This is a genomic window from Halorhodospira sp. 9622 (genome assembly GCF_022228025.1).
In the GTDB taxonomy this organism is placed as follows: domain Bacteria; phylum Pseudomonadota; class Gammaproteobacteria; order Nitrococcales; family Halorhodospiraceae; genus Halorhodospira; species Halorhodospira halophila_A.
The window spans coordinates 1-337 of record NZ_JAJNRE010000118.1; the positions used below are offsets into that span (position 1 = coordinate 1).

Below are 337 nucleotides of genomic sequence, written 5' to 3' on the forward strand. Positions count from 1 at the left end.
AGCCGATCGGCATCCCCGCTCGGCGAAGGTAGCGCATGCCCTCGGCTCGATTGCCGAGAAGCGCGAGCGTTGGCCGGAGGCGGCCGAGCACTTGCAGCAGGCCCTCGATCGAGGGAGCAGCTCGGCGCAGGTGCATACGCAGTTGGCTCAAGTCCAGCGCAGGCTCGAGAATCTCGAAGCGGTGGAGCAGCATCTGGCGCAGGCGCTGGCCGAGCGCGGCGACTTCGCTCCGGCGCGGATCCTCCAGGCGCGCATCCGCCGCGATGCCGGAAGAGTGGATGAGGCCGTCGAGCTCCTCGATGGGGTGATCGAGCGCGACCCGGAGAATGTCTCGGCT

Annotated in this window: 1 protein-coding gene; it reads left to right on the forward strand. The window is 68.8% G+C overall.

The genetic code is table 11. The features are described from left to right. Positions 1-337, forward strand: a 337-nt coding sequence (locus LRG07_RS13855; RefSeq protein WP_238642795.1) for a tetratricopeptide repeat protein, incomplete at both ends; no start/stop codon positions are given.